Genomic DNA, 18,613 nt, shown 5'->3' on the forward strand with positions numbered 1-18,613 from the left:
CGACCGGACTGTCCTGCCACCAGGCCTTGTGCCTCGTTTTTCCTCATTCAACATGACCCTTGCATTTCAACAAGTCGCCATCATTGGCGCCGGCGCCATGGGACGCGGCATTGCCCAAATTGCTGCGCAAGCAGGCAGCCAAGTCTGGCTGTACGACACCCAACCCGAAGCGATTGCCAAAGCGCGTGAAGCCGTGTTCCAGCAATGGGACAAGCTGCAGGAAAAAGGTCGCTTGACGGCCGAAGCCGTGGCGGGCCACAAAAGCCGCTTGTTGGGTGCCACCCAACTGCAAGACTTGGCCGGGTGTGATTTGGTGGTCGAAGCCATCGTCGAAAAGCTCGACATCAAAAAGAGCCTGTTCGCCGATCTGGAAAAAGTGCTGCCCCCCACCGCCGTGCTGGTGACCAACACCTCGTCGCTGTCCGTGACCGCCATTGCCGCTGCCTTGCAGCGCCCCGCCCAGTTTGCGGGCTACCACTTCTTCAACCCCGTACCCCTCATGAAGGTGGTCGAGGTGATCGCGGGCCTCAAAACCGACCCCGCCGTTTGCCAGCGCCTGACCGACTATGCCCGCCAGATGGGCCACACGCCAGTTCAAGCGCTAGACACCCCCGGCTTCATCGTCAACCACGCCGGTCGCGGCTATGGCACCGAGGCCCTGCGCATCGTGAGCGAGGGCGTGGCCGATTTCGCAACGATTGACCGCATCCTGCGCGACCAAGTCGGCTTCAAACTCGGCCCCTTCGAGCTGTTTGACCTGACAGCTCTGGACGTCTCACACCACGTCATTGAGGCGATTTACCACCAATACTACGAAGAGCCGCGCTACCGCCCCAACGTCATCACCGCCCAGCGGCTGGCCGGTGGTGTGGTCGGCAAAAAAGTCGGCGAAGGCTTTTACAAATACGTGGATGGTGCCGCACAAGTTCCCGCCGAGCCGCCCGTGCCCGTGGTAGAGAACATCCCACCCGTTTGGGTCTCGCCCCGCGCCACCCGCCGCATGGAGCTGCTGCAGCTGCTCAAGGACCTGGGCGCCAAAATCGAAACCAGTGCCTCGCCCTCGCCCGAGGCGCTGACCATCGTCGCCCCGCTGGGTTTTGACATCACCACCGTGGCCGTGGTCGAGCGCCTCGACCCAGCACGCACCGTGGGCATCGACATGCTGTTTGTGGATGCGTCCACCAAACGCCGTGTGCTGGCCACCAACCCGGCCACGCGTGCCGACATGCGCGACGCAGCGCACGCCTTGTTTGCCCGCGACGGCAAAGCCGTGTCGGTGATCCGCGACAGCGGTGGTTTTGTCACGCAACGCGTGGTGGCGACCATCGTCAACATCGCCTCCGACATTTGCCAGCAGCGCATCTGCAGCCCACAAGACCTGGAAACCGCCGTCACCCTGGGCCTGGCTTACCCCATGGGCCCACTGGCCATGGGCAACCGCTTGGGGCCTGACAGCATTTTGGAAGTGCTGTTCAACCTGCAAACGGTCTATGGCGATCCACGCTATCGCCCCAGCCCCTGGTTGCGTCGCCGCGGCGCCATTGGCCTGTCCTTGATGCACACCGAGGAATAATGACTTTGCGGGACAGATCTTTAACTCTGTCCCCAACTGCTTAAAAAATATGACCGCCCAACTGCTCAGCACCAGCGAAGGCCAGACCTTGGTCTTGACCCTCAGCAACCCGGAGTTTCGCAACGCCCTCGGGCCCGAGATGTACGCCGCCGGGGTCGAAGCACTGAGCGTGGCCGAGTCCAGCGCCGATGTGCGCAGCGTGGTGATCACCGGGGCGAACGGCATTTTCAGTGCAGGCGGCAATTTGCAGCGCCTGCAAAACAACCGCCAGTTGCCGCCCGAGCACCAAGCCCAAAGCATCGAAGGCCTGCACAACTGGATCGAAGCGATTCGCACATTTCCCAAGCCCGTGATCGCAGCCGTTGAAGGCCCGGCGGCCGGTGCGGGTTTTTCGTTGGCCCTGGCTTGCGACATGATCGTGGCCGCGCGCAACAGCGTGTTTGTGATGGCCTACAGCTCGATTGCCTTGTCGCCCGATGGCGGCGGCAGCTGGAGCCTGTCGCGTGCCGTGCCGCGCCAGCTGGCCACCGAACTGCTGCTGTGCGGCGAGCGCATCGGTGCCGAGCGGCTGCAGCAATTGGGTGTGGTCAATCGCCTCGCGGATGCTGGCCAAGCCCTGCAGCAAGCCCTGGAACTGTGCGAACAGCTCAACGCCCGTGCACCCAACGCGCTGGCCAGCATCAAAGAGCTGCTCAGCGACGCGGATGGCAGCAGCCTGAATGCTCAGCTGGCACGCGAGCGCAATGCTTTTGTCAAAAACCTGCACCACCCCAACGCCGGTATTGGCATCGGTGCGTTTTTGAACAAGCAAAAACCCGAATACGAATAAACCGACTGGTCCCCCAGGCGACAAAAAACCAATCTTCAGTCACTCAAAGGACAGAGCATGGATGAACCGATTCTGACAATGGAGGAACGAGAGGCGATCAACAGTGGTCGCTGGTTCTCAAGCCTTTCACCTTCACTTCGACACGACATACTTCGATGCGCTTACGTCAAACGGCACAAGGACGGCGATATGCTCGCTGCGCGGGGAGATCCGCCCGAGCAGTGGATCGCCTGCGCCAAGGGCGCGGTGCGTGTGAGCTCAACGTCGGTGTCTGGCAAGCAGATCACCTTGACCTATGTGGAGCCGGGCATCTGGTTTGGCGATGTATCGATCTTCGACGGGGATCGCCGCACACACGACTGTTATGCACATGGCGAGACGACCACGCTCAACGTGGCCAAGGCCGACTTCAAGAAAATCCTGACGCAGCACGTCGAGTTTTACGACGCCATGCTGCGCCTGCATGCCCGGCGCATTCGCCAGCTCTACGGCTTGGTGGAAGACCTCAACACCCTGCCCTTGCGGGCTCGGCTGGCCAAACAACTCAACCACTTGCTGCGCAGCTACGGCGTGCCCAGTTTGTCGGATGCCAAGGCGATTCGCATCAGCTTGCAACTGGCACAGGAAGAACTGGCCCAGCTGCTGGGTGCATCGCGCCAACGGGTCAACCAGGAACTCAAGCAGATGGAGCGCGAGCAAATCATCCGCATCGAGCCCGGTGGCTTGGTGGTGCTGGACCGCGATGCGCTGCTGCTGATCGTGAACGCGGACCACTGACACACCGCAGCGCACTTGCCTTGCCGCTGATGGCGGCAGCCACTGATTTTCTACGGGAAACCCCATGAGTGCTTTTGACCATTTCGTGGGGACCCGGCCTGTCACCGGCACCCACGCCTTCGACATCCCAGCCCTGGAAGCCTGGCTAAGCGCCCGGCTGCCCGGTTTTGTGGGCCCCTTGAGCGTGGAAATGTTCAAGGGCGGGCAGTCCAACCCCACCTACAAGCTCATCACCCCATCACGCCAATACGTGATGCGGGCCAAGCCCGGCCCAGTGGCCAAGCTGCTGCCTTCGGCACACGCCATCGAGCGCGAGTTTGCTGTCATGCAAGGCCTGCACGGCACCGATGTGCCTGTGGCCGAAATGCATGTGCTGTGTGACGACGAGTCAGTGATCGGTCGTGCGTTTTACGTCATGGAGTTCGTGCAAGGTCGTGTGCTCTGGGACCAGTCGCTGCCGGGCATGACGCCTGCCGAGCGCGGTGCGATTTACGACGAAATGAACCGGGTGCTGGCGGCACTGCACAAGGTCGATGTGGCCAAGCAAGGCCTGGCCAGCTACGGTAAACCCGGCAATTACATCGAGCGCCAGATCGGCCGCTGGAGCAAGCAGTACGCCGCGTCCGTCACCCAGCCCATCCCCGAGATGGACCAGCTGATCGAATGGCTGCCGAAAAACATTCCGGACAGCGCCAAGGACGAATCGCTCGTTGGCATCGTGCACGGCGACTACCGCCTGGACAACCTGATGTTCCACCCCACCGAAGCCCGTGTATTGGCGGTACTCGACTGGGAGCTGTCCACCTTGGGTCACCCGCTGGCCGACTTCAGCTACCACTGCATGGCTTGGCACATCAGCCCCGGTACCTTCCGCGGCATTGGCGGCTTGGACCTGGCCGCTTTGGGCATCCCGTCAGAGGCCGAGTACATACGCCGCTATTGCGAGCGCACCGGCTTCACCACCCCTGAAGCGCTGGCGAAAGACTGGAATTTTTACCTCGCGTACAACATGTTCCGCATCGCGGCCATTTTGCAAGGCATTGCCAAGCGCGTCGAAGACGGCACCGCGTCCAGCGAACAAGCCAAAACATCGGGCGCGGGGGCACGCCCCATGGCCGAACTGGCTTGGCGTTTTGCGCGTCAAGCCTGAAACTTTTTACAAACCGAACCACAACCCCAGGAGAGAGACCATGGATTTTGAATACACCCCCAAGGTCAAGGACATGCAGGCCCGTTTGTTGGCCTTCATGGACGAGCACATTTACCCCAACGAGGCGCGGTTCTTTGAAGAAATCGCCGAAAACCGCGCCAAAGGCAATGCCTGGGTGCCGACCAAAATCGTCGAGGAACTCAAACCCAAGGCACGCGCTGCCGGTTTGTGGAACCTGTTTTTGCCCAAGTCCACCCGCGCACCCCAAGGTCTGTCCAACCTCGAATACGCACCGCTGTGCGAGATCATGGGCCGCGTTCCCTTCGCCGCTGAAATCTTCAACTGCTCGGCACCCGACACCGGCAACATGGAAACGTTGGAGCGTTATGCCAGCGAAGCCATCAAGGACCGCTGGATGGAGCCATTGCTCAGGGGCGAAATCCGCTCTGCATTCCTGATGACCGAGCCCGATGTGGCCTCGTCAGACGCGACCAATATCGAGTGCGAGATCCGCCGCGACGGCAATGATTACGTCATCAACGGCCGCAAGTGGTGGTCGTCCGGCGCGGGTGACCCACGCTGCGCGGTCTACATCGTCATGGGCAAAACAAACCCCGACGCGGGCCGCCATGAGCAGCAGTCCATGATCGTGGTGCCCGCCAATTCACCCGGTATCACCGTGGTGCGCGCCCTGTCGGTGTTTGGCTACGACGACGCCCCACACGGTCACATGGAGGTCGTCCTCAAAAACGTGCGTGTGCCGGCCGAGAACATTTTGCTGGGTGAAGGCCGTGGCTTTGAAATCGCCCAAGGCCGATTGGGACCTGGCCGCATCCACCACTGCATGCGCACCATCGGCATCGCCGAGCGTGCCCTAGAGTTGATGTGCAAACGCCTGAACGAGCGCGTGGCCTTTGGGCGCGAAGTGGCCCGCCAGACTGTGTGGCAAGAGCGCATCGCCGAGTCGCGTTGCATGATTGAGCAGGCCCGCCTGCTCACCCTCAAAGCCGCCTACATGATGGACACCGTGGGCAACAAGGTTGCCAAGGCCGAGATCGCGATGATCAAGATCGTGGCCCCCAACATGGCCTGCCAGATCATCGACTGGGCCATTCAAGCCCACGGCGGTGGCGGTGTGTCGCAAGACTTCCCGTTGGCCTATGCCTATGCCCACCAGCGCACCCTGCGCCTGGCCGACGGCCCGGACGAGGTGCACCGCAACTCGCTGGCCAAGCTCGAGTTGGCCAAGCAATTGGCTTTGCCCGGTGATTTGGGCATGCCCATCACCCGCGGCAGCTGACCGCTTTGGCGGCATCCCCGGCAGCGCCTTCAGGGCCGCTGCTGGGTGTTCAGACCACTTGACTTGGCCTGGCCTGCACTGGCTTCAGTGCACCGAGCCCGCAGGCAAATCGGGCGGCAAACCAGTAAACAGCCCCGCTGCATCCACCGGGTCAAAACGGTACTGCGCACCACAAAAGTCGCAACCCACTTCCACCTGCCCTTGTTCGGCAATGATGCCCTCCACCTCTTCGGTGCCGAGGCTGCGGATCATGTGCCCCACACGCTCGCGGTTGCAACGGCAGGCAAAGCGCGGGCCAGTCTCACCGATGAAGGGCTCAAAACGGGCTATCGGCTCTTCCCAATACAAACGGTGCAGAATAGTTTCGGCATCCAAGCCGAGCAACTCCTCGCGCTTGAGGCTCTTGGTCAGGATCGAGATGCGGCTGAAGTCTTCGCTCTGACCTAACACCGACTCGCGCATGAGTGAATCGGTTTTGCCAGCCAGGTTGCCCTCGCCTTCGATGGGCAGGCGCTGAATCAGCAAGCCCGCCGCCACCTTGTCGTCAGCCGCCAGCACCAGCACGGTGTCGAGCTGTTCGGACTGCAGCATGTAATGCTCCAGCACTTCGCTGATGTTTTCGAGCTTTTCGCCCCGGTCACCAAACAGCGGCACCACGCCTTGGTAAGGCTGATGGCCCGGCAAACGGTCTTGAGGATCGAGCGTGATGGCGCAGCGGCCTTCGTTGTTCACGTTCACCATCTGGCTGAGGGTGGCGTTATCGGCCACCTCGCCGACCTGGGTGCAGGTGGCCCGCAGGCTCAAATCGGGCTGAACTTCGACCACACCCAACTTGACCGGACCGTCCCCAAAAATCTGCAGCACCAAAGCGCCATTGAACTTGATGTTGCCCTGCATCAAGACGCCCGCAGCGGCCATCTCGCCCAGCAACTGGCGCACTGGGGCGGGGTAAGCGCCGGTTTCGGAGTTGGCGGCGCGACGCGCCAGGATGTCTTGCCAGGCATCGGTCAGGCGCACCAGCATGCCACGCACCGGCAGGCCTTCGAAAATGAATTTATGGAGTTCGGACAAAGTGCAATCAACAGCCCCATGGGGCCGATCCTCAAAAGTTAAAAAGCGTTAGGACTGGCCAAAAAATCAGTCAAAGTGTCAGCTGATTTTTTTCAGGCCTGCCTTGAAGCGGCGAGCGTTTTCGACGTAATGTTTGGCGCTTTGGCGCAGGCCTTCGATCTGCTCGGGGCTGAGTTCGCGCACCACCTTGGCAGGCGTGCCCATGATCATCGAGCCATCGGGGAACTCCTTGCCCTCGGTCACCAGCGAACCAGCCCCCACCAGGCAGTTCTTGCCGATCTTCGCACCGTTGAGCACCACCGCGCCAATGCCGATCAGCGACTCGTCGCCAATCGTGCAGCCGTGCAGCATGACCATGTGGCCCACCGTGACGTGTTTGCCGACCTTGATCGGTTTGCCGTGGTCGGCGTGCATCACGCTGCCGTCCTGGATGTTGCTGCCCTCGCCGATCTCAATCGTCTCGGTGTCGCCTCGCACCGTCACGCCAAACCAAATGCTGGCATCGGCCGCGATTTTGACCGCGCCCATGACCTGTGCGTTGTCGGCCACCCAGGCGCTGTCGGCCACATCGGGGGTTTGATCATCCAGTTGGTAAATGGCCATGGCGGTCTCCTGTCTGTTGGGTTTTCTTGAAAACCTACAATTGTAGGGATGCCCACCACCGGCCGTGGGCGCTGCCAGCGATCACCATGCACACCCTGCGCTCCGCCGCCCTGATCCCTTGGGCACAAACCGACCCGAACCTGAAGGCCCAGGCCACTTTGGCCCTAGACCTTAGCCTGCCCGTGGGCGCGATTGACCGCCTGAGCGCCCCCACTGTTGGCCCCGGCCGCGCCGAACGCCCCGTGCTGGTGCCACACACCCAACTCAAAGCCAAATCCATGGCCACGCCCGAGGGTCGGGCCATGCTGGTTCACTCGATCGCGCACATCGAACTCAACGCCATCGACTTGGCGCTCGACGTGGTCTGGCGCTTTGGGGGCATGCCCGAGGCTTTTTATACCGACTGGGTGCGCATTGCCCAAGAAGAGGCCAAGCACTTCCGCCTGCTGCGCCAGCACTTGCTGGACTTGGGTTTTGACTACGGCGACTTTCCGGCCCACAACACCCTGTGGGACATGGCCGAACGCACTAAGGACGACATTCTGGCCCGCATTGGCATCGTGCCGCGCACCATGGAAGCGCGGGGTCTGGACGCCTCACCCGGCGTCAAAAACAAACTGGTCAGCGTGGGCGACCACAGGGCTGGCGAGATCCTGGACATCATTTTGGAAGAAGAAATTGGCCATGTGGCCGCGGGCAACCGCTGGTACCGCTATCTGTGCGAACAGCGCGGCCTCGAGCCCGTGCGCACCTATGCCGAATTGATCGCGCAATACGACGCCCCCAAGCTGCGCCCGCCGTTCAACATGGCGGCGCGGCGATTGGCCGGGTTTGAAGACGCGGAATTGGCAGCCCTGAGCTAACCCCGAGGGTGGTGCTGGGCGTGCAGCGTCTTGAGCCGCTCACGCGCCACATGGGTGTAGATGGTGGTGGTGGAGATGTCGGCGTGGCCCAGCAGCATTTGCACCGCCCTCAAATCGGCCCCGTGGTTGAGCAAATGGGTGGCAAAGGCGTGGCGCAAGGTGTGTGGTGACAAAGGCGCGGTGATGCCAGCATCGATGGCGTAGCGCTTGACCAGGCTCCAGAACATGACGCGCGACATGGCGGTGCCGGGTGTGGTGCCACTGGTGGTGACAAACAGGTCTTCGGTCTGGCGTTGGCCCAACATGGCCGTTCTGGCTTGGCCCATGTAGCGCTGCAACCATTCACGGGCTTCTTCGCCAAAAGGCACCAATCGCTCTTTGCTGCCTTTGCCCATGATGAGCAGCACACCCTCATTGAGCGACACATGCAGGGTTTTGAGGCTGACCAACTCGCTCACCCGCAGACCACTGGCATACATCAGCTCCAGCATGGCGCGGTCGCGCAAGCCCAGATGCGTGGCCACATCGGGTGCGGACAACAGCGCATCGACCTGCGCCTCACCCAAGGTTTTGGGCACGCGCAAAGCCTGCTTGGCTGCCAGCATGCGCAAAGTGGGATCGGTTGGGATGAGGCGCTCGCGCAAGGCCCATCTGAAAAAGCGCTTGAACACCGTGAGGCGGCGGTTGGCCGATGTGGCCTTGGTCTTGCCATGGCGCTCGGCAAAATAGGCTTGCAGATGGTGTTCTTGGGTCGCCTCCAGCGCCAGCCTGTGCGTTAAAAACAGCCAGGTGGCGTAGAGCGACAAATCCAGACGGTAGGCCGCCAAGGTGTTGGCGGCCAGTCCGTCCTCCAGCCAGAGGGCCTCGGCAAAGCGGTCGATGGCGTTCTGGCTGGCCTCGTGCATGGACTGGAATCAGTCCAGCTTGAGTTTTTGCTGGTCCACGACTTTCTTGTACACCTCGAACTCGGCCTTGATCTGGGCCGTGAACTCTTCAGGCGTGTTGGCCACCACCAAAGAGCCGGTGTCGTTGATGCGCTTGGTCACGCCCGGCTCTTGCAGGGCTTTTTTCACGCCCGCGCTGATCTTGTCAACCACTTCTTTGGGCAGGTTCTTGGGTCCCAAGATGCCGTAGTAAGCCATGCGGTTGACGGGCTCCAGACCCACATCCTTGAAGGTGGGCGTATTGGGCAGTTGCGCCAAGCGTTGGGGCGCGGCCACCACGATGGGCACCAAACGGCCCGACTGAATGAAGGGCAGTGCCGAAGGCAGGTTGTCAAAAATGATGGGCACCTGACCGGCCACGGTGTCGTTCAGGGCCGGGCCCGCGCCGCGGTAAGGGATGTGGGTGATGAACACACCCGTCAAGCTCTTCCACAATTCGGTTTGCAGGTGGCCAATGCCGCCCGTGCCCGATGAGGCGTAGGAGTATTTGCCAGGGTTTTTCTTCAACTCGGCGACAAAACCCGCGTAATCCTTGGCCGGGAAACTGGGGTGCACCGCGATCACATTGGGCGTGGCCGCGATGTTGATGATGGGCGTGAAGTCGGTCAGGACGTTGTACGGAATCTTGGGGTTGATGGCCGGGTTGGCGGCCGTGGTCGACACCGTGGCCATGCCCAGGTTGTAACCATCGGGCGCTGCGCGAGCCGTTTCGGTCGCACCCACCACACCGCCGCCACCGGCCTTGTTCTCAACAATCACGCTTTGACCCAGGGCCTTGCCCAGTGGCTCGGCAATCACGCGGGCCACAATGTCGGTGGTACCACCCGGGGCAAACGGCACCTGCAGGCGAATGGTTTTGTTGGGGTAGGCCTGTGCCCACGCCGAACCGCTGGCCAACACGGTGACAGCCAAACCGGCTGCAGAAACCAAACTACGACGCTTCATTGATCAAACTCCTTAAAAGATCAGACATGATAGGCAAAAAACAGGCCCTGGCGTGAGGGGGGAAACCCACAAAACCCGCGATTGCACCAGCGGACACCGCAGGTGACAGCCACTTCCCAAGGCCATGTGCGTACTGCGTTATCCTAGCCGAGTGAATTTCGCCCAACTCCTCTTCCCTGATTTTTCCCTGATCCTGTGCGGCTATCTCATCTGCCGCTTCACAGCCCTGAACCGCCCGGTCTGGCAGCAGGTGGAGAGTCTGGTGTATTTCTTCCTGTTCCCGGTGCTGCTGTTTCACTCGATTGTGAAAAGCCCGCTGGACTTGACCGCCGCCTCGAGCCTGATCGGGGCGGGCCTGAGTTTGGCTTTTGGGGCGATTGCCCTGTCTTACAGCCTGCCGCACTGGCCCATTTGGGGCCGTTACCTGGACCGGCGCGACCACGCAGCAGCAGCGCAAGTGGGTTTTCGCTTCAACTCCTTCATCGGTCTGGCGCTGGCCGAACGCCTGGCGGGCCCCGAAGGCCTGCTCATGATCGCGGTGCTGATCGGGTTTTGCGTGCCGCTTTTCAATATCGGTGCGGTGTGGCCCATGGCCCGACAAGCCCAGTCGGGCTTTTTGCGTGAACTGGTGCGCAACCCCCTGATCATTGCGACCGCTTCGGGACTGACGGCCAACTTGTTGGGTTTTCGCCTACCCGAAGTGCTCGAGCCCAGCGTCAGCCGCATTGGCGCGGCGTCTTTGGCCTTGGGCTTGATGGCGGCCGGCGCAGGCATGCAACTGGGCAGCTTGCGCCAGGGCAAGCTGCTCAGCGCCAGCGTGCTGCTGATCAAGCACTTGTTGATGCCCTTGATGGCGCTGGGACTCTCACGCCTTTTTGGTCTGAACCCCACACAAACCACCGTTTTGCTGGCTTTTTCTGCCCTGCCCACCGCGTCCACCTGCTACGTGCTGGCCGCCCGCATGGGCTACAACGGGCCGTATGTGGCGGGCTTGGTCACGCTGTCCACCTTGGCTGGCATGTTCAGTTTGCCGTTTGCGCTGGGCGTGCTGCGCGGCTGATGGACCTGCTTTGACGGCGCTGGCACGGGCAAAAACCAGGCCGCCATCAGGTCAGGCCTTCGCCAAGGACCAAGCGACTTGCTCTTGCACCACCGCATCGCTGTGCGCTGCATGCGACTGCAATGCCTTCAGCAGAACCCCTCGCTCTTCAGAACCCAAGGCGGTCGATGCGAGCGCATTGCCCGCCGCCAAGGCCAGATTGCGCAGCCAGCGGGTGTGGCCGATGCGGCGGATGGCGCTGCCTTCTGTACGGCGCAAAAACTCGGATTCGGTCCACGCCATCAGCTCAGAGATCCGGCCCGCGCTCAAGCCCTCGCGGGCCTGCCAGTCGGGCAAGGGGCTGAGCTGCGCGAACTTGTTCCAGGGGCAGGCCAGCTGGCAGTCGTCGCAACCGTAGATGCGGTTGCCGATCAGCGGCCGCAAGGCCTCGTCAATCGGCCCGGCATGCTCGATCGTCAAATAAGAAATACAACGCCGCGCATCGAGCTGGTAAGGCCCCACGATGGCCTGTGTGGGGCACAGGTCCATGCAGGCGGTGCACTGGCCGCAGTGCGCCGATGTGGCGGGCGTCTCGGGCAGGGCCAAGTCCACAAACAACTCACCTAAGAAAAACATCGAACCGGCCTCGCGGCTCAGCACCAAGGTGTGCTTGCCGCGCCAACCCAAGCCGCTGCGGGTGGCCAGTTCGGCCTCCATGACCGGGGCCGAGTCGGTGAACACGCGGTGGCCAAAGGGGCCAATGGCCTCGGCGATGCGGTCCTGCAGTTTTTGCAGGCGCGAGCGCAAAACCTTGTGGTAATCGCGACCACGGGCATACAGCGAGACCACCGCCTCGCCCGGCTGCAGGCCGCGGGCGGTTTCTTGGGCCAGCCAGTCGGGCGGTGAGTCATGCGGCAAATAATCCATACGGGCGGTGATCACACTCACCGTGCCCGGCACCAGCTCGGCCGGGCGAGCCCGCTTCATGCCATGGCTTTCCATATAAGCCATGCTGCCGTGAAAGCCCGCAGCCAACCAAGCTTGTAATCCGGGCTCTGCCGAGGACAAATCGATACCTGCCACGCCAATTTGGGACAATCCCAACTCACGCGCCCAGATCTGGATCTGGGGCCACAGTTCAAGAAGGTCGATTTGAGTACGTTGAGCAGTCACACGCCGATTGTAGAAAGCCCCGCCGCCCCAGCCCATTGGGAGGGCTTGTGGCCGAACGAGTCCGCCACGCAGGCCTTTGCCACGCAACTGGCGCAGGGCCTGAACCAATGGCCCGGCGGACGCGATGCACGCATTGAATTGCGCGGCAATCTGGGCGCGGGCAAAACCACATTCGTGCGCCACCTGCTGCGTGCAGCCGGGGTGACGGGCCGCATCAAAAGCCCGACTTACGCCGTGGTCGAGCCGCACCAAGCGGGCTCGGGCGACAGCACATGGCCCATTTGGCACTTTGACTTTTACCGATTCAACGACCCGCAAGAATGGGAAGACGCGGGCTTTCGCGACATTTTTGCCGGGCCGGGCCTCAAGCTCATGGAGTGGCCCGACAAAGTCGCCGGGCAGCTGCCCCCGCCCGACTGGGTGATTACGCTCGAAGCCATCGACGAAGACCAGCGCCGGGTGCAGATCAGCGCAGGCACGCATCGCGGCCAGCAATGGCTCAAGGCCTGGACCGCGGCAGGAGCGCCAGAGCATGCGCCCTGACCGCCGCCGCCTGATCAAAGCGGGGTTTCTGGTGCTGAGCCTGGGCGCGGCTCAGCTCGCACGCGGGGCCAACATGCTGGCCGTGCGGGTTTGGCCCGCACCTGACTACAGCCGCGTCACGCTTGAGTCGGACGCGCCCATCCAAAGCACCCAGACCTTCATCACCTCGCCGCCGCGCCTGGCGGTGGACATCGAAGGCATGCAACTGAACGCGGCTTTGCGCGAGCTGGTGGGCAAGGTGCAGGCCTCTGACCCCAACATCGCGGGTATCCGCGTGGGCCAGTACAGCGCGAATGTGGTGCGCCTGGTCATCGACCTCAAACACCCCATTTCGCCACAGGTCTTCAGCCTGCAACCCGTGGCCCCTTATGCACACCGCCTGGTGCTGGACCTCTACCCCAGCCAGGCCATTGACCCGCTGGAGCAACTGATCCAGGAACGCACTGCGGCCAAACCTCCGTCTGCCGTGGACAAGCTGCCCGGGGCATCGGCCACGGTGAACGACCCTTTGGGTGATTTGATCGCCCGGCAAACGCAGGCCGGCGCGGCACCCTTGCCCCAGGCCTTGCCCGCGCCAACGACCCGCAGCCCCGACATGGCCCCAAGCGAGGGGCCCTTCATGGACAAGCCCAGTCGCCCGGGCAGCGCACCCGCACAGCCCCGCACCGACCGCCTGATCGTGGTCGCACTCGACCCGGGCCACGGCGGAGAGGATCCAGGAGCCATTGGCCCCGGCGGCACCCGCGAAAAAGACGTGGTGCTCAAGATCGCCAAAATGCTGCGCGAACGCATCAACGCCAGCAGCGTGGGCGGAAGTCCTATGCGGGCTTTTTTGACACGCGACGCCGACTTTTTTGTGCCCCTGCATGTGCGCGTGCAAAAAGCCCAACGTGTGCAAGCGGACCTGTTGGTCAGCATCCACGCCGATGCTTTTTACACCCCCAGGCCACAGGGCGCGAGCGTGTTTGCGCTCAGCCAAGGTGGCGCCACCAGCGCCGCCGCCCGCTGGATGGCACAAAAAGAAAACAAGGCCGATGTGATCGGCGGCGTGAACCTGGGCGTGCAAGACAGCCAAGTGCAACGTGCCCTGCTCGACATGAGCACCGCCGCGCAAATCAAAGACAGCCTGTCCTTGGGCAACAGCTTGCTGCGCGAGATCGGCAGCGTGGGCAAGTTGCACAAACCCCGGGTTGAGCAAGCCGGCTTTGCCGTGCTCAAAGCCCCCGACATCCCCAGTGTACTGGTGGAGACCGCCTTCATCAGCAACCCGGAAGAAGAAGAAAAACTGCGCAGTGAGGCCTACCAAAAGCAGCTGACCGATGCCCTGCTGCGCGGCATCTTGCAGTATTTTTCGCGCAACCCGCCGCTGGCACGCAACCGGGGCATTTGATTCGGCCTGTGATTTGGCCCTTGGTTTGGCCTGTGATTCGGCCGTGATCCGCAAGCCTATGCGTCTGGCAGTTCTGGCCAGCGAGCCGCGCTCAAAGCAGGTTGTTTTGGCTCGTCAGCACATCCCGATCGAACTGCGCCATGGCCGCCAGCGTCATGGGGTCGGTGGCCAACTGAGTGGCCAACTCGGGGCGCACCGTCACCGCATGGGCACCCGCGGCCATCAAGCGAGAGAGCACATCGGCCGATTTGATGCTGGCCGCCAGCAACTGCGGGCCATTCGCTTGCACGGCCACACAGGCGGCGACCAAGGCCCAGACATCCCGCCCATCGGCCTGCAAGCGGCCCACATAGGGCGCCACGAAACTGGCCCCCTGGGCCTGCGCCCACAGCAGTTGCATCGGGTTGGACAAGCCCGTGAGCAGCGTGGGCACACCCCGGGTCTGCACCTCGCGCAGCACGGCGAACCAATCGGGATGGCAAGGCAGCTTGAAGGTCAAGCGCACCTGGGCTTGCTCAGCGGCGGTCAGCAAAGCCCCCAACCATTGCGCGGCTTCGGACACATCGGCGCGGGGCAGCTGCAGCATCAGCTCGGGCAAACGGGCCTGGCCCGCCTGCGCCACCAGCTGCAAATAGCCGGGCAGGCTCACCGGCAAACCGGCTTGCATGACCAGCGTGGGGTTGGTGGTCACCCCTTGCACCGGCGGGCAGCCTGCGGGCACAGCCCATTGGCGGGCATCGGCGCTGTCAAGGTAGAGCTTCATGCGGCGTCCTGCTTGAGGAAGATGTCTTTGTCGGGGAAGAACTGGCTGTGCAGCGGCAGCAAGGCCCCGCCCAAAGCGCGGGCGTGTGCACCGACCTGGCCTGCCAGCAGTTGCGGCTGGTGCATGCCGTCAAAGCGGTATTGGGCCAGCGCCTCTTGGGTGGCGGCCATCAAGGTGCTCATGAGCGGTGCGCCCAAAGAGCCATCCATGACCACCGCATCCAGGTCCAGCAAGGCGGCCGAACTGGCCACCGTCATGGCCAGGGCTTGGCTGGCTTGGGCGATCCAGGTGCCCGTGAATTCGGCATAGTCGGCATGCAAGATGCCGTCCTGGTGGATCAGCAAAGGGTTGTGCCCGGCGGCCAGCAAAGCTTGCTCCAGCTGCCAGCCTGAGGCTTTTTGCAAGAGCTGCGGCGGCATGCCCATCTTTGGGTTCACACTGGACGCCAGGCCCACGGGCAGCGAACCGATCGCGCCAGCGTTGCCGCGCTCGCCATTCATGATGTGGCCCGACAGCACCAAACCGCCTCCAATGAAGGTGCCAACAAACACGTACAAAAAGCTGCGCACGCTGCGGCCATGGCCTTGCAGCAACTCGGCCACACAGGCGGCGGTGGTGTCTTTGGCAAACACCACCGGGAAATCGGTCAAGGCCTGCACACGCGCAGGCAGGTCAATGTCTTCCCAACGCGCCAATGCCGCTGCCGCTTGACCGCCCATGAGGTCGGCCCATTTGTGCAGGGACAGCGGCGCCGTCAGGCCCACACCCACGGTGCGAGCCCACAAATCGCCCATGCGGTTTTGCAGGGTCTGCAGCCCCTCGGCCATGGAAGCGAAAAGCTGGTCCGGATCGGGGTAGTCGTACAGCACTTCCACACGCTCGACCGGTTGCCCGTTGAAATCTGCCACCAGCAACTCCAGATTGCGCCGCCCGACCTGAATGCCCACGCTGAATGCCCCTTGCGGGTTGAGCGACAGCGGCACCGAGGGCTGACCAATCTTGCCGCGTACCCGGTCCTGTTTGACAAGCAAGCCGTCGTCGAGCAAGCGACCCACGATGATGGCCACCGTTTGGGTGGACAACTGGGTCAGGCGGGCCAGATCGGCCTTGGGGATGGCCCCATGGTGGCGGATGGCCTGCAGAACGATGCGCTCGTTGAACTGGCGCATCCCCACGTGGTTGGAACCACGCATGGCGGATGTCGGGGAAGCGCTGTTCATGAAAATCGGGTGTGTGTGTTTGGAAAAAGTTAAAGCAGGATCACGCCTTTGCAGAACAAGGCGTTGCCATAGGCGGTGCCCTCGCCGCTTTGCACGATCAGGCTGGCCCCCTTGATTTTCTCGTAAAAGGCGTAGCGCTCCACAGCCTCCACTTGTTCAGGCTGGAAACCTTCGGCGACGACCAAATCGACCACCGATTGTTGGGCGGCTGTGCGGTGGCCTTCCGGGCTCTGGCACACCCGCATGAAGGCGGCAGGTTGCGGCACATCCACCGCCAGCGGCAACACCGACAGCACGGCGCGGCTGACGCGCTCCAGGCTGTGCCCGGGAATGCGCACCACGGGCTTGCCCTGACTCAAAAAGTTGGCGGTGAAGTTCGCATCCACCACCGCCACCCATTCCCCATGGCCCATGGCGCACAGGTGCATCAGCAACTCGGGGGTCAACAGCGGGTCGATCCCTTTCAGCATGTGGCCGCCTCTTCAGAGCGCAAATTGGCCGGGTCAATGGCCCCGGTGATGAGGCCCACGATTTCTTCGGGGTTGGACTCGCGCGTCAAACGGCTGCAAATGATCCGGCCTTGGCGGAAGACCCAGATGCGGTCCACCAGCTCAAACACCTGGCGCAGGTTGTGGCTGATGATGATCAGCGGGATGCCCTGCTGTTTGAGGCCCTTGATGATCTCTTCCACCCGGGCGGTTTCTTGCACGCCCAGTGCCGCGGTGGGCTCGTCCAGGATGATGAGTTTTTTGGCGAAACCCGCAGCGCGGGCAATTGCCACACACTGGCGCTGCCCGCCCGACATGCCGCGCAGGCTCTCGCTCATGTCTTGAATTTTCACGCCCGTGGTGGCCAGCATGGCTGCCGATTTTTCGCGCATGGCCTTGTGGTTGAGAATGGACAGCGGCCCCAGGTTCAAGCGTGTGATCTCACGGCCCAAGAAGATGTTGGCTGGCACATCCAGGTCCTCGGCCAGCGCCAGGGTTTGGTACACGGTTTCAATGCCCTGCTCGCGTGCGTCCAGCGGCGATTCAAAACGCACCTTCTGCCCGTCCAACAAGATGTCGCCCGTGTTGGGCTGCTCCACCCCGGTGATCAATCGCACAAAGGTGCTTTTGCCCGCCCCGTTGTCGCCCACGATGGCAGCGTGCTCACCCGGCAAGAGGCGAAAGTGCGCATCGGTCAGGGCTTTGACACCGCCGTAATGCTTGGTCAATTGGCTGATTTCAAGAACGGGTTGGGAGGTGGACATGGCAAAAGCTTTCTCAAGAGATGGTGACAAGCATCGCGGATTTGTTGATTTATTGCATTAGTAAAACTACTAGGTTTACTTAGTCTGTGTTTTCGATTCCAATCCTTGGGCGGTCAGACAAAAAAGGTTCCTGACCGATCACACCCTCAACCACGGAGATGAAACCCATGATCACCAAACGCACATTCGGCCGCCTGGCCATCGCTGCAGCAGCGGCCACCCTGTTCACCTCGGCCATGGCGGCTGACGTGACCGTGGCCTACATCACCAACGGCAACACCAACGAAGGCTGGACGCTGATCAACGGTGGTGCCAAGAAAGCCGGTCAAGCCAAAGGTGTGAAATTCATCGAGCTGGCCGCTGAAAAAGGCGAGCTGTCCAAGCAATTGGCCATCGTGGAGGACATGATCACCCGCAAGGTCAACGCCATTGCGATTGCACCCGTGGACTCTGCAGGCATCGCCCCTGCCATCAACAAGGCGCTCAAAGCCGGCATCAAGGTGGTGGCGGTGGACACCGGCATCACCGGTGCGGCCATCACCTCTTACGTGGCCACCGACAACATCAAGGCCGCCAATGTGCAAGGCAAGTGGGCGGCTGAACAAATCAAAGACGGCGACACCGTGATCTATGTGACCGGCGACCAAGGCCAGTCCACCGGCCAGGAGCGCAAGAAAGGCTTTGTGGATGGCCTGAACGCCGTGCGCAAAAACGTGAAGATTGTTGAAGTGCCCACCACCTGGGATCAGACCATGGCCCAAAACGGCGTGGAATCGGCCCTGCGTGCGAACCCCAATGCCAAGGTGATCGCCTGCGCCTGGGACGGTGGCGCACTGGGTGCCAAAGCGGCCTTGATGGCGGCGGGCAAAAAACCCGGCGACGTGAAGATCGCGGGTTTTGATGGCTCCCCTGGTGGCCTCGACATGATGAAGCAAGGCTGGCAACAAGCCAACGCCGCGCAGATGCTGGCCAAGATCGGTCAAGTCGGTGTGGAAACTGCGATTGCGGCCGCTCAAGGCAAAAAAGTGGATGCCCGCATCGACACCGGCTCATTCCTGGTGTTGCCCTCCAACGTGGACAAGTTCGCGGCCGACTCTGGCGTGGGCCAGTTCATGAAAGTCAAATCCAAGTGATGGCGGGCCCGGACCTGCGGGTCCGGGTTCATCTTTTTGCAAGAT

19 protein-coding genes are annotated in these 18,613 nt (G+C 62.1%); 10 read left to right on the plus strand and 9 right to left on the minus strand.

All coding sequences use genetic code 11. The features are described from left to right. Positions 1 to 52 precede the first annotated feature (52 nt). The 5 genes from L63ED372_RS08290 to L63ED372_RS08310 all read left to right on the plus strand — a co-directional run bounded on the left by L63ED372_RS08290 (position 53) and on the right by L63ED372_RS08310 (position 5,629). A complete protein-coding gene (locus L63ED372_RS08290; RefSeq protein WP_062405213.1) occupies positions 53 to 1,573 on the plus strand; it encodes a 3-hydroxyacyl-CoA dehydrogenase in 1,521 nt (506 codons plus the stop codon). A gap of 49 nt (positions 1,574 to 1,622) precedes the next feature. Next, complete coding sequence (locus tag L63ED372_RS08295) at positions 1,623 to 2,402, plus strand: oxepin-CoA hydrolase, alternative type (RefSeq protein ID WP_062405215.1); 780 nt, start codon at positions 1,623 to 1,625, stop codon at positions 2,400 to 2,402. Between the two features lie 57 nt (positions 2,403 to 2,459). Then, complete coding sequence (locus L63ED372_RS08300) at positions 2,460 to 3,179, plus strand: Crp/Fnr family transcriptional regulator (RefSeq protein ID WP_062405217.1); 720 nt, start codon at positions 2,460 to 2,462, stop codon at positions 3,177 to 3,179. Between the two features lie 64 nt (positions 3,180 to 3,243). Beyond that, entirely contained in the window at positions 3,244 to 4,329 is a 1,086-nt protein-coding gene (locus L63ED372_RS08305) for a phosphotransferase (RefSeq protein WP_062405219.1), read from the plus strand. Positions 4,330 to 4,369: 40 nt separating this feature from the next. Continuing rightward, positions 4,370 to 5,629 (plus strand): acyl-CoA dehydrogenase family protein, encoded by a 1,260-nt coding sequence (locus L63ED372_RS08310; protein WP_062405221.1) that lies wholly within the window; start codon positions 4,370 to 4,372, stop codon positions 5,627 to 5,629. 84 nt (positions 5,630 to 5,713) lie between these two features. Here L63ED372_RS08310 and hslO read toward each other — a convergent pair whose 3' ends face one another. Both hslO and L63ED372_RS08320 read right to left on the minus strand, forming a co-directional pair. Then, positions 5,714 to 6,700, minus strand: coding sequence for an Hsp33 family molecular chaperone HslO (gene hslO / locus L63ED372_RS08315; protein WP_062405223.1), 987 nt, complete (start codon positions 6,698 to 6,700; stop codon positions 5,714 to 5,716). A 78-nt stretch (positions 6,701 to 6,778) separates the two neighbouring features. Further along, the gene (locus tag L63ED372_RS08320) at positions 6,779 to 7,303 is read right to left on the minus strand and encodes a gamma carbonic anhydrase family protein (RefSeq protein ID WP_062405224.1); all 525 of its coding nucleotides are present in this window, start codon (positions 7,301 to 7,303) and stop codon (positions 6,779 to 6,781) included. A gap of 86 nt (positions 7,304 to 7,389) precedes the next feature. On the opposite strand from L63ED372_RS08320, the gene L63ED372_RS08325 reads away from it, so the two are divergent. Continuing rightward, positions 7,390 to 8,166: a ferritin-like domain-containing protein gene (locus L63ED372_RS08325; protein WP_062405227.1), complete on the plus strand. Its 777-nt coding sequence runs from the start codon at positions 7,390 to 7,392 to the stop codon at positions 8,164 to 8,166. On the opposite strand, the gene xerD is transcribed toward L63ED372_RS08325, so the two are convergent. Both xerD and L63ED372_RS08335 read right to left on the minus strand, forming a co-directional pair. Beyond that, positions 8,163 to 9,071 carry a site-specific tyrosine recombinase XerD gene (gene xerD, locus L63ED372_RS08330; RefSeq protein WP_062405229.1) on the minus strand — a complete coding sequence of 303 codons (909 nt, stop codon included), beginning with the start codon at positions 9,069 to 9,071 and terminating at the stop codon, positions 8,163 to 8,165. The genes L63ED372_RS08325 and xerD overlap by 4 nt on opposite strands. Positions 9,072 to 9,080: 9 nt before the next feature. Beyond that, a complete protein-coding gene (locus L63ED372_RS08335) occupies positions 9,081 to 10,055 on the minus strand; it encodes a tripartite tricarboxylate transporter substrate binding protein BugE (protein ID WP_062405231.1) in 975 nt (324 codons plus the stop codon). Between the two features lie 151 nt (positions 10,056 to 10,206). Between L63ED372_RS08335 and L63ED372_RS08340 the strand changes: the two genes are divergently transcribed. Next, positions 10,207 to 11,115: an AEC family transporter gene (locus L63ED372_RS08340; protein WP_062405233.1), complete on the plus strand. Its 909-nt coding sequence runs from the start codon at positions 10,207 to 10,209 to the stop codon at positions 11,113 to 11,115. A gap of 51 nt (positions 11,116 to 11,166) precedes the next feature. On the opposite strand, the gene queG is transcribed toward L63ED372_RS08340, so the two are convergent. Next, on the minus strand, positions 11,167 to 12,219 hold the full coding sequence (queG, locus tag L63ED372_RS08345; RefSeq protein ID WP_062407833.1) for a tRNA epoxyqueuosine(34) reductase QueG: 1,053 nt from the start codon (positions 12,217 to 12,219) through the stop codon (positions 11,167 to 11,169). Between the two features lie 93 nt (positions 12,220 to 12,312). Here queG and tsaE point away from each other — a divergent pair, with 93 nt between their 5' ends. Beyond that, positions 12,313 to 12,810, plus strand: coding sequence for a tRNA (adenosine(37)-N6)-threonylcarbamoyltransferase complex ATPase subunit type 1 TsaE (gene tsaE, locus L63ED372_RS08350; RefSeq protein ID WP_156343581.1), 498 nt, complete (start codon positions 12,313 to 12,315; stop codon positions 12,808 to 12,810). Next, positions 12,800 to 14,200: an N-acetylmuramoyl-L-alanine amidase gene (locus L63ED372_RS08355; RefSeq protein ID WP_062405237.1), complete on the plus strand. Its 1,401-nt coding sequence runs from the start codon at positions 12,800 to 12,802 to the stop codon at positions 14,198 to 14,200. Before tsaE ends, L63ED372_RS08355 begins: the two co-directional genes overlap by 11 nt. A gap of 91 nt (positions 14,201 to 14,291) precedes the next feature. Here the strand turns inward: L63ED372_RS08355 and L63ED372_RS08360 are convergent, their stop codons facing one another. From L63ED372_RS08360 to L63ED372_RS08375, 4 genes are read right to left on the minus strand one after another with little or no spacing between them, the layout of a single operon-like run. Then, positions 14,292 to 14,963, minus strand: coding sequence for a transaldolase family protein (locus L63ED372_RS08360; RefSeq protein WP_062405239.1), 672 nt, complete (start codon positions 14,961 to 14,963; stop codon positions 14,292 to 14,294). After that, positions 14,960 to 16,183, minus strand: coding sequence for an ROK family transcriptional regulator (locus L63ED372_RS08365; protein ID WP_062405241.1), 1,224 nt, complete (start codon positions 16,181 to 16,183; stop codon positions 14,960 to 14,962). Before L63ED372_RS08365 ends, L63ED372_RS08360 begins: the two co-directional genes overlap by 4 nt. A gap of 29 nt (positions 16,184 to 16,212) precedes the next feature. Beyond that, a complete protein-coding gene (locus tag L63ED372_RS08370; RefSeq protein ID WP_062405243.1) occupies positions 16,213 to 16,653 on the minus strand; it encodes an RbsD/FucU family protein in 441 nt (146 codons plus the stop codon). Further along, positions 16,647 to 17,435, minus strand: coding sequence for an ATP-binding cassette domain-containing protein (locus L63ED372_RS08375; protein WP_062405245.1), 789 nt, complete (start codon positions 17,433 to 17,435; stop codon positions 16,647 to 16,649). The genes L63ED372_RS08370 and L63ED372_RS08375 overlap by 7 nt, the downstream gene beginning before the upstream one ends. Positions 17,436 to 17,602: 167 nt before the next feature. Between L63ED372_RS08375 and L63ED372_RS08380 the strand changes: the two genes are divergently transcribed. Further along, positions 17,603 to 18,568 (plus strand): sugar ABC transporter substrate-binding protein, encoded by a 966-nt coding sequence (locus tag L63ED372_RS08380; protein ID WP_197275245.1) that lies wholly within the window; start codon positions 17,603 to 17,605, stop codon positions 18,566 to 18,568. Positions 18,569 to 18,613: the final 45 nt, after the last annotated feature.

Source organism: Limnohabitans sp. 63ED37-2, from assembly GCF_001412535.1.
In the GTDB taxonomy this organism is placed as follows: domain Bacteria; phylum Pseudomonadota; class Gammaproteobacteria; order Burkholderiales; family Burkholderiaceae_C; genus Limnohabitans_A.

Excerpts from the sequence above, each read along its gene's own strand:
- L63ED372_RS08355 (WP_062405237.1), top strand. The coding sequence starts at position 12,800 with ATGCGCCCTGACCGCCGCCGCCTGATCAAAGCGGGGTTTCTGGTGCTG.
- L63ED372_RS08290 (WP_062405213.1), top strand. The coding sequence starts at position 53 with ATGACCCTTGCATTTCAACAAGTCGCCATCATTGGCGCCGGCGCCATG.
- L63ED372_RS08305 (WP_062405219.1), top strand. The coding sequence starts at position 3,244 with ATGAGTGCTTTTGACCATTTCGTGGGGACCCGGCCTGTCACCGGCACC.
- L63ED372_RS08320 (WP_062405224.1), bottom strand. The coding sequence starts at position 7,303 with ATGGCCATTTACCAACTGGATGATCAAACCCCCGATGTGGCCGACAGC.
- L63ED372_RS08375 (WP_062405245.1), bottom strand. The coding sequence starts at position 17,435 with ATGTCCACCTCCCAACCCGTTCTTGAAATCAGCCAATTGACCAAGCAT.
- L63ED372_RS08335 (WP_062405231.1), bottom strand. The coding sequence starts at position 10,055 with ATGAAGCGTCGTAGTTTGGTTTCTGCAGCCGGTTTGGCTGTCACCGTG.
- xerD (WP_062405229.1), bottom strand. The coding sequence starts at position 9,071 with ATGCACGAGGCCAGCCAGAACGCCATCGACCGCTTTGCCGAGGCCCTC.
- L63ED372_RS08370 (WP_062405243.1), bottom strand. The coding sequence starts at position 16,653 with ATGCTGAAAGGGATCGACCCGCTGTTGACCCCCGAGTTGCTGATGCAC.
- L63ED372_RS08295 (WP_062405215.1), top strand. The coding sequence starts at position 1,623 with ATGACCGCCCAACTGCTCAGCACCAGCGAAGGCCAGACCTTGGTCTTG.
- L63ED372_RS08310 (WP_062405221.1), top strand. The coding sequence starts at position 4,370 with ATGGATTTTGAATACACCCCCAAGGTCAAGGACATGCAGGCCCGTTTG.
- L63ED372_RS08300 (WP_062405217.1), top strand. The coding sequence starts at position 2,460 with ATGGATGAACCGATTCTGACAATGGAGGAACGAGAGGCGATCAACAGT.
- L63ED372_RS08380 (WP_197275245.1), top strand. The coding sequence starts at position 17,603 with ATGATCACCAAACGCACATTCGGCCGCCTGGCCATCGCTGCAGCAGCG.
- L63ED372_RS08325 (WP_062405227.1), top strand. The coding sequence starts at position 7,390 with ATGCACACCCTGCGCTCCGCCGCCCTGATCCCTTGGGCACAAACCGAC.
- L63ED372_RS08365 (WP_062405241.1), bottom strand. The coding sequence starts at position 16,183 with ATGAACAGCGCTTCCCCGACATCCGCCATGCGTGGTTCCAACCACGTG.
- L63ED372_RS08360 (WP_062405239.1), bottom strand. The coding sequence starts at position 14,963 with ATGAAGCTCTACCTTGACAGCGCCGATGCCCGCCAATGGGCTGTGCCC.